Below are 12587 nucleotides of genomic sequence, written 5' to 3' on the forward strand. Positions count from 1 at the left end.
CAGAGCTGACGGATCTCTAGCAGGTGCCAAGTTCCGTCAGCCACCTCCGCATCGGTTCGATACCGGCGGAAACACCCAGTTCCATCCGCCCATCACCTGAGTGCCAAAGGCACCACCAGTCTCAATCAGGGCCATATCGAACGCACGATGATCGCGTCGGCGAACCGTGAGTCGAACACGATCAGAGGCCGCGTCAAATGGCGCCCTTCGGTGGCCCCCAACCCACACAATTCCCCGGCAGTGAGGCGAATCGGGTCAGGTTCGACTGGTTGGGGTGTCGCCGTCGGCGACGGCTGCCATTGCAGTTCCATCGAGGAAGTAGCGACGTGCCCAGATACCCGAAGCCGCCTCGTCGCCGACCGGCATTCTCCAACACGAGACGCGACTCGTTGCATCATCGAGCGCGACCCCGAGCAAGGCCCGTGGTTGGTCAATCGTGTTGAGGACGTAGTCGTCGGCCGCTTCTTGTGACACGTAGCGAGCTGCGATTGCCCGGTACAGATCACGCCACTCGTCATCGGCTCCGGGAGGATGCAGCAGTTCGGCGAACCCCTGCACTGTGACCTTGCGATACGGGAGGTCGGCTTCGTCGATCGTCAGTCCGACGCGCGGATTCCGCATCATGTTCGCCAAGAAGACCGAATGCAAACGCGGCGTGAACACGATGCGGTTCGCGTCGATGATGTACCAGATCGGCACATTGCGGGGCATGCCGTCAGCGTCGACGGTCGCCACGCGCAACAGATGGCGTCGCTCGGCGAGGAACGCGGCGACTTCGGTGTCGGTCATCTTCGGCATGACAACACACCTTTGCATGATGGTGTGGGAGCAATGCGGCTGGAAGGCACCCCCTCGACGCCCCATCGCGATGCTGCTTCTCTGTCGAGCCAACGCCGAGGTTGGCACAGAGGTGACGCTCTACAACGCGCCCCGAAGGTCCGGGACAGCGGCGCACACAACGCGAGCGCCATGCGACTATCACCACCGTCGAACGCACGAGGGCTGATGGCGATTTCAACTCGACCCGAGCACCCGAGAACTCAGAGTGTTTCTCCCCGACGGCAGACTGCACCGCTGGTGCCAACCCGACGTATTGGCTGACCAACACGACCAGCTTGCACACCAACCGTCTGCTGCCCCAGCCGCAGCCTGAATCGAGCTGAACTGGGTGACCATTGTGCGGGCGTGGCAGACCAGGTCGCCGTTACCCTGCTTCGCATGAACCGGCTTGCCGACGAAACTTCGCCCTACCTGCGCCAACACAGGGACAACCCGGTCGACTGGTACGCCTGGGGACCAGACGCCTTTGCTGCCGCAAGAGAACGCAACGTGCCGGTGTTGCTGTCGGTCGGGTACTCGGCATGCCACTGGTGTCACGTGATGGCCCATGAATGCTTCGAAGACAACGAGGTGGCGGCGAGGATGAACGAGCTGTTCGTCAACGTCAAGGTTGACCGCGAAGAGCGCCCCGACGTCGACGCGCTCTACATGGATGCCGTGCAGGCGATGACCGCCCGAGGCGGCTGGCCGATGACCGTCTTCATGACGCCCGACGGCGAACCGTTCTACGGCGGCACCTACTACCCGAAGGAACCGTTCCTCAAGCTGCTTGATGCCATCAACGGCGATGGCGAGAACGGTGATGGGGGTATCTGGACCGTTCGCCAACAAGACGTGCGCAAAAACGTCGATCAGCTCGTGAAGGCAATCTCTGCGAGCAGCGAACTGAAGGCTGGCGACGACCTTCCCGACGTCGAGCAGCTCAACAACGCCGTCCAGGGCCTCGGCAAAGCCTTCGACCCTGAATGGGGCGGCTTCGGTCAGGCACCCAAGTTCCCGTCCAGCTTCAACCTTGAGCTCATGCTCCGCGCCTACATGAGCAATGGTGCTGAGGCAGCCCAGAACATCATTGTCACGACGCTCGATGCGATGTGCTCCGGCGGCATGTACGACCACATTGGAGGCGGATTCGCCCGCTACTCGGTCGACCGTGAATGGCTCGTTCCGCACTTCGAGAAAATGCTGTCGGACCAGGCCCTCCTGTGCAAGACCTACCTCCACGGCCTGATCGTGCTCGGCAAACAGCAGTGGAGGCAAGTGCTCGGCGAGACGATCGGTTACGTGCTCACAACGCTGCAGCATCCTGACGGAGGCTTCTACTCGGCAGAAGACGCTGACTCCCCCGACGAAAACGGCAACGGCGTCGAAGGCCTCTTCTACACCTGGACGCCCGACGAGGTTCGCGCCGCGATGCCCGACGTCAAACCTGCCATCGTCGATGCGACCATCGAGTGGTTCGACATCACCGACGAAGGCAACTGGGCCGAGAGCGGTGGCCGCTCCATCCCGAACCGGATGCAAGCCCGCGGAGTGTTGCAGCGTCCGAAGGAAATCGACTATGCCACGTTCCGCATGGCGCAAGCTCGACACGAGCGCCGCCGCCCCGGTCTCGACGACAAGATCCTCACCGAGTGGAATGCGTTGTTCCTTTCGACGCTCGCCGAGGCTGCATCAGTGTTTAACAACTCCGACTGGCGCGACGCTGCAGTTCGCAACGGTGAGTTCCTCCTGCGTGAGCTCCGCAAGCCAGACGGCCGATGGCATCGGAGCTGGCACGCCGACGGCGAACCCCGAGCTCGCCACGATGCACTCGCCGGCGATCACGCCGCGCTCGTCGACGCGTTCACACGACTCGCTGAGTGCACCGGCGAGGCACGTTGGATCACTGCCGCGATCGAGACCGCTGACACGATGCTCGACTGGTTCTGGGACCCAGTGAATGGCGGGCTCTACACCACAGCCGAAGACGCCGAAGAGTTGATCGTCCGCCAGAAGGACCTCAAGGACAACGCCCTGCCGTCAGCCAACTCCACTGCAGCAGTCGCGCTCTACCGGCTTGCCGGTCTGACCGGCGAACAGCGTTATGCCAACCAAGCTGACCGCATCCTCCACTTGCTCAACACTCAGGTCGATCAAGGCATCGGTATGTACTCCAACGCACTCATTGCCGCCGACCTTCGCCGTCGCGGCACGACCGAGGTCGTCATCGTCGGCGACCGTCCCGACATCTTGCGCATGGCACAGTCGATCTGGCGTCCCGACACGGTGCTGGCCTGGGGCGAGCCGTACGACTCGCCATTGTGGGAGGGCCGCGCCGAAGGTTATGTCTACGTCTGCCGTGACCACGTCTGCCAGTTGCCGCAGGACACCGTCGAAGGCTTCTCTGAAGTTCTCACAGGCAAACGTCTCTCGATGCCCGGCACCCCGGCAGCGACTCCGAATGGACAAGACCCGGCCCCGCCGAGCGAAGCGAGTCAAGCCCCAGCCTGAGCACCATCGGATCCGGAAGGCCAACCAGCGTCACCAGCCGTTGCGGTGGATGATCTGGTCCGGTGACCGGCGCTCCCGATTGGAGCTTCGGCCAAGCCCACTCTCATCGTCCAGGCGGTGCCCCAACGCGATCGCACCGAGCAATTCGAGGTCGTCAGGGATACCAAGTTCAACGCGCAGCGCGACTTCGTTGTGGAATACGCCGAAGAACAGGGCGCCGAGGCCAGCGTTCTGCGCAGCCAGCAGAAACGTCATCACCGACATCGACGTGTCGATCGTCCAATATGGCACCGGCCAGGCGTCGGCTCCCACTCCGAGTCCGGTCCGAGCCTTGTCAGGTTCGGCGTAGCGGGCCGTGTACGCACTGGCATCCGCCAACGGCAGCGCAATAATCGGAGCGTCAAGCAGGTGTGTCCACCGAAAAGACGCACGCTTCGCTGCGGGCAGCGAGATATCCCAAAACCGTTTCGTCTGCTCGCCTTCGAGCACAACGAGATGCCAACCCTGCGTCTTGCCGGCGCTGGGGGCTCGAGATGCAAGATCGACGAGAGAATCGACAACAGCCGGATCAACCGACTCAGTCGAGAACGCCCGCGTCATCCGCCGCGAGCGAACGACGTGCGTGAACTCGCTCAGCGCTTACCGAGCTTCTGCAGATCTTCGGCCATGGTCCAGCCATAGACCACCATGACGCCACCCTTGTCGACCGGCACAGCATCGAACATCTCGACGACATCAGGATCGAGTTTCTCAGGCTTGGCCGACTCAAAGTCTAGGAAACCGTCTTGCGCGCCAGCCTTCGAGATGAAGGACTTCGCGTCATACTTGCCATCGATACCGAAGCGCTTGGCCAAGCGTCGACCCCAGGCACGTTCTTCGCCGACGGCGTCGTTGTCGGGACGCGGCGTGAGATCGTCGAGATCCTTCAACGCCACCACAGAATCAGCATTGACGAAGCGACAGCCCACAACGACGTCCTCGTCGGGGAATGCCATCAGCGCCCGGTGGTATGCCTCGCTCATCAGGCCGCGCAGTACCTGGTCACGCTTCGACGAGCGCTTGACGCTCATCAGCCCGATGAGCACACATGGAGTGCCTCCGATGCGTTCGAGCGTGGAGAACGTGAAGCCATGCAGAGCATCACCGAAGCGAGCCGTCGTGATGAGGACCCAGTCTTCTTTGGCCTTCGAGAGCGATCCGGCGCTGAAGGCCTCTTCCATCGACGCCAATTCGTCGAGGTCGGTGTCCGTCAATGCGGAGGCGTCGTTGGTCGAAACTTCAAGAGCCATCGTTCCCATTCTACACTGGGAATCGGCTAGAGGAGGACGGCTTCGTGCCCGAAGGCCATCCGCAACTCGCCGACCGACCGATCCACATCGACACGGAACTCGTCAGCCAGCTTCAAGACTTGGCCCATTCCGATGTCCACCATGACCACTGAATCGCCCGGATGCTCCTTCAGAATGCGCTTCAGGCGCTGGATCTTCAGCTCGTCAAGCGACGTGGACGGCATGCGCAGACGGAGCGGCACAGCTGGCCCGTCATCGAGCCCATGGAGCACCGTGATTGTCTGCCCGATGATGCCGAAACGCGACTCGTCGCGCCGGTCAAGCCGACCCTTCACGGAGACGATGAGGTCGTCTTCGAGCTTGTGGCCCTGCTCGGCCAAAGTCCGCGGGAAGATCGTCACCTCGATCGATGCGTCGAGGTCTTCCAGCAGGAAGACCGCCATCTGGTCACCCTTCTTGGTGAACTTGCGCGCCAGGTTGGTGATCACACCACCCACGACCACTGGCGTGCCGTCTTCCATGTTCGGCAGGTCGATCAGGGCATGTTCGACCTTGCGCTTCAAGGCCCCCTCGACGCCAAACAGGGGGTGGTCCGAAACGTAGAGACCGAGCATCTCCTTTTCGAAGCGCAACTGCTCACTCTTGTCGAAGTGCAGGTCGGGGATTGGTGTCCGCTCAGTGAAGCTGTCTCCGTCACCACTGGAGTCGGCTTCGCCGTCACCCCAGTCGCCGAACAAGCTCATCACTCCCTTTTCGCGCTCGCGGCGGCGCTTGACGGTCGTGTCAATGATGTGTTCGAACACGGTGAGCAGTCCGCGGCGCGGGTGCCCCAGTGCGTCGAAGCCCCCGCCTTTGATCAACGACTCGATGGTTCGCTTGTTGAGCACCGCTTCGGGCACCCGCTCCACAAAGTCGTAGAAGTCGCTGAACTGCCCGTTCTCTGTGCGCTCAGCGATCAGCAACTCCACAAGAGCCTCGCCGACATTACGCACGGCTGAGAGGCCGAAGGTGATCGCTCCCGGGCTCCCGACTGGCACCGTGACTCCGGGCGGCAATTCCTCCGGCGACAACGCTCCGAAGTTCATCAGCGACCGATTGACGTCAGGAGTGAGCACCTTGATGCCCATCGAACGACAATCGGCCAGATAGGTGGCTGCCTTGTCGAGGTTGTTCTTGACGCTCGTGAGGAGCGACGCGATGTACTCGACCGGATAGTGCGCCTTCATGTACGCGGTCTGGTACGTAATGAGTCCGTACCCGAAGGTGTGGCTCTTGTTGAACGCGTAGTCAGCGAACTTCTCGATGATGTCGAACAGCATCGGGCCCATCTCGTCGCCGTAGCCCTGCTCAACGACGCCGTCCTCAAAGGCCTGGCGCGCCTTGGCCATGACCTCGCGGCTCTTCTTGCCCATTGCCTTGCGGAGGTTGTCGGCTTCAGCGAGTGAGTACCCGGCGAACTTCTGTGCAACACGCATCACGCTCTCCTGATAGATCATCAGGCCATACGTGTCGCCGAGCACCTCCTTGGCGTCCTCGTGGAAAAACTCGACTTCCTGACGACCGTTCTTGCGGTCCGCGAAGTCGTAGTGCATGTTGACCGACATCGGACCCGGCCGGTACAGCGCCAGCACGGCGGCGATATCAGGAAAGGTGGTCGGCTCCATGGCCTTGAGCAACTGACGCATCGGCGGAGATTCGAGCTGGAAGATGCCGATCGTGTCGCCACGCGACAGGAGTTGATATGTCTTCGGGTCATCAAGCGCCGTCTGCTCAATGTCGAATGACGGGTCGTGTCGCTCGCGGATCATGAACTCGGCATCGGAGATGACATCGAGGTTGCGCAAACCCAGGAAGTCCATTTTCAGCAGGCCAAGTGACTCGACGCCGTGCATTTCGAACTGCGTGACGACGGGTGCGTCTTGTGGGTCGACTCCTGCCTCGGGTTTGCGCTGGATCGGGACGTAATCGGTGACCGGATCCTTGGTGATCACCACCGCGGCGGCGTGAATACCGTCGGACCGCTTCAGCCCCTCGAGACCCTTGGCGACGTCAACGACCTTCTTGATGTCTGGATCCGTGTCGTACATCGCTCGGAGATCGGCAGCAGCCTTGTATCCGTCGGCGTACTTGGGATGCTGTTCGAAGCAGTACTTGAGCGGGGTGTCGCGACCCATGACCAGTGGCGGCATCGCCTTGGCGATCTTGTCACCGACGCCGTACGGGTAGCCGAGCACGCGAGCTGCATCACGCGCTGCGTTGCGGGCCTTGATCGACCCGAACGTGATGATCTGGGCCACGTGATCGCGGCCGTACCGTTCGGCGGCGTATCGGATCATGTCTTCCCGATATCGGGTCTCAAAGTCCATATCGATGTCGGGCATCGAGATGCGACTCGGGTTCAGGAACCGTTCGAACAGGAGGTCGTACTTGATCGGGTCGAGATCGGTGATCCAGAGCGCGTACGCGACCGCACACCCTGCAGCAGAACCTCGGCCAGGACCGACTCGGATGTTGCTGTCGCGGGCGTACTTGATGAGGTCCCACGTGATGAGGAAGTACGACGCGAAGCCCATGTCGCAGATGACCTGCAGCTCGTAGGCAAGGCGCTCGACGGCCTCCGACGGGACGTCCTTGCCCCACCGCTTCTCGGCGCCGACCTGAGTCAGGTGGCGCAGATATGCCTCGTCATCAACAAAGCCGTCAGGCAGCGGGAAGTTCGGCAGCAGCGGCTTGCCAAATTCGATCTCGACGTTCGACCGCTCAGCGATCCACAGGCTGTTGTCACAGGCGGTGGGAATCTCGCGGAACAGATAGCGCATCTCGGCGGCGGTCTTGAGATAGTGGTCGCTGCCATCGAATTTCAGCCGCTTCTGATCAGACATGAGCGACCCGGTCTGCACGCACAGCAGCGCGTCGTGGGCGTCGTGTTCGTCCTGGTGCGTGTAGTGCGTATCGTTCGTCGCCAGCAGCGGCGCCTTGATTTTTTTGGCGATCTCGAGGAGCTTTGGATTGGTCTCCTTCTGTGCCTGAATTCCGTGATCCTGGATTTCAATGAAGAAGTTGTCGCGGCCAAAGATGTCCTGCAGCCGACCGGCTTTTTCAAGCGCTCCTTTGTCGTCACCGTTGAGCAGCGACTGCAGCACGTGGCCGCCGAGGCACCCGCTCGTGGCAATCAACCCGTCGGAGTATTTCTCGAGGAGCTCCCAGTCCATCCGGGGCTTGTAGTAGTACCCCTCCATGAATGCCAACGACGCGAGTTGGATGAGGTTCTTGTAGCCCTCGTTGTTCTCGGCGAGCAAGATCAGGTGGTAGTAAAGCTTCTTGCCACCTTCGGTTTCGCCACCTGAATCGTCAACCCGGCCGCGACGCGACGGACGTTCGCTGCGGTGCTCGTGGGCCATGTAGGCCTCGGTCCCGATGATCGGCTTAATGCCTTGGTTGTTGCACTCCTTGTAGAAGTCCAATGTGCCGTACATGTTGCCGTGATCGGTCATGCCGATCGCTGGTTGCCCGTCTTGTACCGCCTTGGCCACCAATTCATCGAGCCGCGATGCTCCGTCGAGCATCGAGAATTCGGTGTGGACGTGGAGGTGTGTGAAGGAGTCGGCCATGAAGATGCTTTCGCTGCTTTCTTCGAGTTACAGCGTTGGGATTCTCGAACCTACCAGGTGCTCTCGAAGGCTCCTAGAGGTAGGTGCCGGGACGCTCGGCTTGCTGGCCCGGGATGACCGGACCGCCAGCGAGCGAACGCTGCTGCTGGGCCATTTGAGCCTGCGCCATGGCCTGCTGCGCCATCATCGAGGCCTGGATTCCATGGAACAGCCCTTCGAGCCAGCCGACGAGCTGCGCCTTGGCGACGCGTAACTCTGCCTCGCTCGGCACCTCGTCGTGCTCGAAGGGCAGCGCAAGTGATCGCAGTTCTTCCTGCAGATCCGGCGACAACGCCTCGGACACTTCGATCACCGACCGCTCGTAGACCTCCGCCAACCGCTCGCGTGACGCCTCATCAAGCGACGAGTTGCGTACCTCCTCAAGCAGCTGCTTCACCATCGAACCAATCCGCATCACCTTGGCCGGCTGCGTGACGGCCTCGCCTGACGGCGGCTCTCCGACCGGCTCCACCTGCTCGCCCTGGACGTCGTCGGGACGCAACACTTCTGGCGCGCCTTCCTCGAGGGGAGTCGATTCGATGTCTGACATGAAACTCTTTCTCTGCCGTGGTTCTAGGCGGTTGCTGCCACAAGCGGCACGTTGACTTCCGCTGACGTGAGCGAGCCGTGCCGACAGATCAGCTGGTACATCCCGGAGTCGGCATTCTCGTGGAACGTCACGTCGTCACGAGCGACGAGCGCGACATCGCCAAGACGAGCGCGCACCGGCGGCGCAACCGTCGGACCGAACCAGCCTTCGTCGATGACTTGCTCCTTGGTGACCACCCAGGCGGTGTCACCAACTTCGGCAGTCGCGGTCTGGGCGACGTCCATCTGTGCTCCCGGCGAGGTGTGGAGCCACCGAAAGCGGCCTTCGCCCGATTGCACCGTGACACCGCGCAGTAACTCCTCCGACGGGTGGATGATGTTGTCGCCAACGTGCACCTGCCCGTGATCGGCAGTAATCATGAGCGACGTTCCGGACGGCAACGCTTCGAGCATGTCAGCGACCAGGCGGTCCGCAGCCCGTAACTCTGCTTCGTAGTAGGGGCCAAACCCGCGTTCGTGGGCAATCTTGTCGATGCTGCCGTAATAGCAGTAGACAAAGCGCTCGCCAGCCGCAATCTGCGCGGCAGCGGTCACCGCGATCGATGACGGTGCCCGCCAGCCAACCGGTGTCGATCCACGCAGATGCGCCTCACTGAAGGCAGAGTTCTCAAGCTCGGCCATCGAGACCACGGGAACTGCATAGCCCAGGAACGGATCGAACGGCTGGACTGTAGGCGGCGGCTGTTGCCGGCGAACGATCTTGTCATCGACTGCCCATCGCAGCACGTTCAGCACGTCACCACCGAGCATCATGCGATATCCGACCAGCCCATGCTCGCCAGGAGTCAGGCCCGTCGTGATCGAGGTCAGGGCGGTGGCGGTCGTGGTTGGCGCCACCGTGTGAATCGATTGGCCGACGAAGGTCGAGAGCGTCGGCATCAGGTCCCAATGCGTCTGAAACTGATCCCAACCGAGACCGTCGAGCACGAGCAAGACACATTGTTCGGAATCAACGACTGGCTTCGGCATCCAGCGCGGCAGCGTTCCCGCCGACCACGTCGACGGTCCGAGGAGGGCCGGGACAATCCCCCGCACATTGGCGCCCGCGTAGTCCGGAATGATCGGCCCGACGCCGGAAGTGGAAGTCACTTGTCCAAGTTGACCACGAACGACCTCTCTTCCACAAGGTCAGCGGCCAATTGTTGGAGTTAAGGTGACGTTGTGCGCATCTCGACCCGAGGGGACTATGCCTGCCGGGCGCTCCTCAGCCTGTCGCTGCATCGCGATCAGGTCGGTCCGACGTCGGTCCGTGACATCGCCGAGCGCACCGCACTCCCCCAGCCGTACCTTGAGCAGATCCTGCTTGCACTCAAAGGCGCCGGGCTCGTCCGCTCGAAGCGAGGTGTCGGCGGCGGTTACGTTCTCGCCCGCGAACCCGAGGACATCATGCTGTCCGACATCGTCTCGGCCGTCGATGGTCCAATCACCGTCGGCGACTTCGGAGCGCCACACCAAGACGGTGCATGCGACCACGAGGGTCAGTGCGTCCTGCTTGAGATCTGGAACCAGGCTGGTACACACATGCGTGAGCACCTCGATGGTTACTCCTTGGCCGGTATCGCTGCCATTGCGCAGGGCCAGGCACCCTGGCCGCAACTTCACCGGCACTGATCAAGCAACACTGACCAGCCGGCAATCGACAAGCGTGTTTATGCGACCGCTGCGTCGAGCCAAGCCTGCAGATCGCTCGCAAGCGGGCTGTGGAACGTGACTCGCTCCTCGCTGCCAGGGTGATTGAACGCAAGTTCTGCGGCATGCAAGAACGGACGTTGCACACCGAGGTCTGGGCGGCGCTGTCCGTAGACCGGGTCGCCGACCAACGGATGATTGATTGACGCCAGATGCACGCGAATCTGATGTGTGCGGCCCGTTTCGAGACGACATTCGAGTCGAGAGACAACGGCTGGCTCCGAATAGGTGCCGATGACTCGGTAGTCGGTCCGTGCGTACTTGCCATGGGCAACCACCGCCATCTTGAGCGGGTCGTTCCGATTGCGTCCGAGCGGCGCGTCGATAATTCCGTGCGGAGCATCCGGAACTCCCCAGACAAGCGCTTCGTAACGACGAGTACAGGTGTGATCAGCAAACTGATCGATCAGGTACTCAGCAGCGTGGTTGGTGCGAGCGACGACCAGCAGCCCCGAGCTTCCTGCATCGAGGCGATGCACGATGCCTGGTCGCATCGGATCACCAACGCCTTCGATATCCGGGAAGCGGGCCAACAACCCGTTGGCGAGTGTCCCGGTCAAATTGCCAGCGCCTGGATGCACCACAAGACCGGCCGGCTTGTCGACGACGATGACATGGTCGTCTTCGTGCACAACACCGAACTCCACGGACGAATCGGCCCGCGGCAATTCGACCTGCGGGAACGTCGCCGGATCAAGCGAGACGACCTGACCTTCCGTCAATCGAACTTTGCCGGACGAAGCGGCGCCACCATCGACGATGACACCCCCAGCCGCTATCGCAGCGGCGGCGTCAGACCGGCTGATGTCGCCCATCAGGGCGACAATGCGATCGAGTCGTTGGCCGTCAAGCGCTGCAGGCACCTCGTCAGTCATCATGCTGGTACTCATGCCATCTCATCTTCTCTGGCCTCGTCAGGCTTTCGGCGGCTGACCAGAATCGTGTTGAGGATCAACACGCCGGCTCCCACGTTGATTGCCATGTCGGCGATGTTGAAGATCGGAAACCACTGGAAGTCAATGAAGTCGACCACGGCGCCACGGAGCCATGCTTCGCCACGAAACAGCCGATCAATCAGGTTACCTGCAGCACCACCGATGACGAGGCCCATGCCGACGGTCGAGAGCCGACTCGACTCAGTGCGCAGCGAAATCAGCAGCCAGACGATGACGGCGGTTGCCGCAACGGCAATGACCGGCCCGAATCCTTCGCCACGACTGAACGCCATGCCACTGTTGAAGGCAAGGTTGAACTGCAGCGTCCAGAACACTTCGATCTCACGATCGGTACCCAGGACGGTGACTGCCCAGTGCTTGGTCCACTGATCGACGACGACGACGACCATGGCCAACAAGACAGGAGCCCGCCAAGATGCGGCGCGGGCAATTGCCATGACGATGCGGTGTTGTGTTTCGGACTACCGGAACCCGGCGCCGCTGACCTTCTCGACGGCCAACACGGTGGTCTCAGGAATGGCTTCAAGACGCTCACGCGGAATCGGCTTGCCCGATACCACTGAGTACCCATACGTTCCCGCCTCGATACGGGCAAGCGCCTCATCGATATCACCAATGGTCTGGCGAGCCTGACCTGACAACAGCCGGTCGAGGTCACGCTGGACAACCATGGTGTCGCCCTCGCCACCCTCGTCGTCGAACTGCACGTCGCCCATTTCACCGTCTTCGATGATCGAGGTGGCTTCATCTTCAAGACGTGTGGCCCGTGCGAGTTCAGCCGCACGACGCGCCAGCAATTCGTCCCGCTGCGACTTCAGGAACTTCACGTCGAAGTCCTTGGTGTAGGACACGCCGTCTTTGCTCGTGCCGCGCGGCTTGGGAACTTCAACTTGCTCAGGGATCTCGTTCGACAACAACGGTGACAACGGCGAGCCGGTCTTCTTCTTGGGCTTCGGAGCGGGCTTCGGAGGCACTGTCTGCTTGGGCCGAGGAATCGCCGGGTCCACGACCGCTTTCTTGCTTGCCGCTTTCTTGCTTGCAGCTTTCTTCGTGGCAGCCTTTTT

11 protein-coding genes are annotated in these 12587 nt (G+C 61.6%); 2 read left to right on the plus strand and 9 right to left on the minus strand.

From position 1 onward, the window contains the following. Positions 1-255: 255 nt before the first annotated feature. Positions 256-798, minus strand: a complete 543-nt coding sequence (locus ACH2DW_RS04100; protein ID WP_394928441.1) for a pyridoxamine 5'-phosphate oxidase family protein — start codon at positions 796-798, stop codon at positions 256-258. A gap of 420 nt (positions 799-1218) precedes the next feature. Here ACH2DW_RS04100 and ACH2DW_RS04105 point away from each other — a divergent pair, with 420 nt between their 5' ends. Further along, positions 1219-3330: a thioredoxin domain-containing protein gene (locus ACH2DW_RS04105; protein ID WP_394928442.1), complete on the plus strand. Its 2112-nt coding sequence runs from the start codon at positions 1219-1221 to the stop codon at positions 3328-3330. A 30-nt stretch (positions 3331-3360) separates the two neighbouring features. On the opposite strand, the gene ACH2DW_RS04110 is transcribed toward ACH2DW_RS04105, so the two are convergent. The 5 genes from ACH2DW_RS04110 to ACH2DW_RS04130 form a co-directional block, all read right to left on the minus strand. Further along, entirely contained in the window at positions 3361-3966 is a 606-nt protein-coding gene (locus ACH2DW_RS04110) for a nitroreductase family protein (RefSeq protein ID WP_394928452.1), read from the minus strand. After that, positions 3963-4619 (minus strand): hypothetical protein, encoded by a 657-nt coding sequence (locus tag ACH2DW_RS04115; RefSeq protein WP_394928443.1) that lies wholly within the window; start codon positions 4617-4619, stop codon positions 3963-3965. The genes ACH2DW_RS04110 and ACH2DW_RS04115 overlap by 4 nt, the downstream gene beginning before the upstream one ends. Positions 4620-4645: 26 nt before the next feature. Continuing rightward, complete coding sequence (dnaE, locus tag ACH2DW_RS04120) at positions 4646-8230, minus strand: DNA polymerase III subunit alpha (RefSeq protein ID WP_394928444.1); 3585 nt, start codon at positions 8228-8230, stop codon at positions 4646-4648. Between the two features lie 73 nt (positions 8231-8303). Next, positions 8304-8819, minus strand: a complete 516-nt coding sequence (locus ACH2DW_RS04125) for a proteasome activator (RefSeq protein ID WP_394928445.1) — start codon at positions 8817-8819, stop codon at positions 8304-8306. 23 nt (positions 8820-8842) lie between these two features. Continuing rightward, complete coding sequence (locus ACH2DW_RS04130; protein WP_394928446.1) at positions 8843-9967, minus strand: alkaline phosphatase family protein; 1125 nt, start codon at positions 9965-9967, stop codon at positions 8843-8845. 72 nt (positions 9968-10039) lie between these two features. Between ACH2DW_RS04130 and ACH2DW_RS04135 the strand changes: the two genes are divergently transcribed. Further along, on the plus strand, positions 10040-10489 hold the full coding sequence (locus ACH2DW_RS04135) for an RrF2 family transcriptional regulator (RefSeq protein ID WP_394928447.1): 450 nt from the start codon (positions 10040-10042) through the stop codon (positions 10487-10489). Positions 10490-10527: 38 nt separating this feature from the next. Here the strand turns inward: ACH2DW_RS04135 and ACH2DW_RS04140 are convergent, their stop codons facing one another. From ACH2DW_RS04140 to ACH2DW_RS04150, 3 genes are all read right to left on the minus strand, one after another. Next, the gene (locus ACH2DW_RS04140) at positions 10528-11457 is read right to left on the minus strand and encodes an RluA family pseudouridine synthase (protein WP_394928448.1); all 930 of its coding nucleotides are present in this window, start codon (positions 11455-11457) and stop codon (positions 10528-10530) included. Continuing rightward, entirely contained in the window at positions 11454-11960 is a 507-nt protein-coding gene (gene lspA, locus ACH2DW_RS04145) for a signal peptidase II (RefSeq protein ID WP_394928449.1), read from the minus strand. The genes ACH2DW_RS04140 and lspA overlap by 4 nt, the downstream gene beginning before the upstream one ends. Before the next feature lie 24 nt (positions 11961-11984). Beyond that, the coding region (locus tag ACH2DW_RS04150; RefSeq protein ID WP_394928450.1) for a TraR/DksA family transcriptional regulator at positions 11985-12587 on the minus strand (603 nt) is incomplete at its 5' end.

The sequence above is a fragment of the uncultured Ilumatobacter sp. genome, from assembly GCF_963980585.1.
Lineage (GTDB): Bacteria > Actinomycetota > Acidimicrobiia > Acidimicrobiales > Ilumatobacteraceae > Ilumatobacter_A.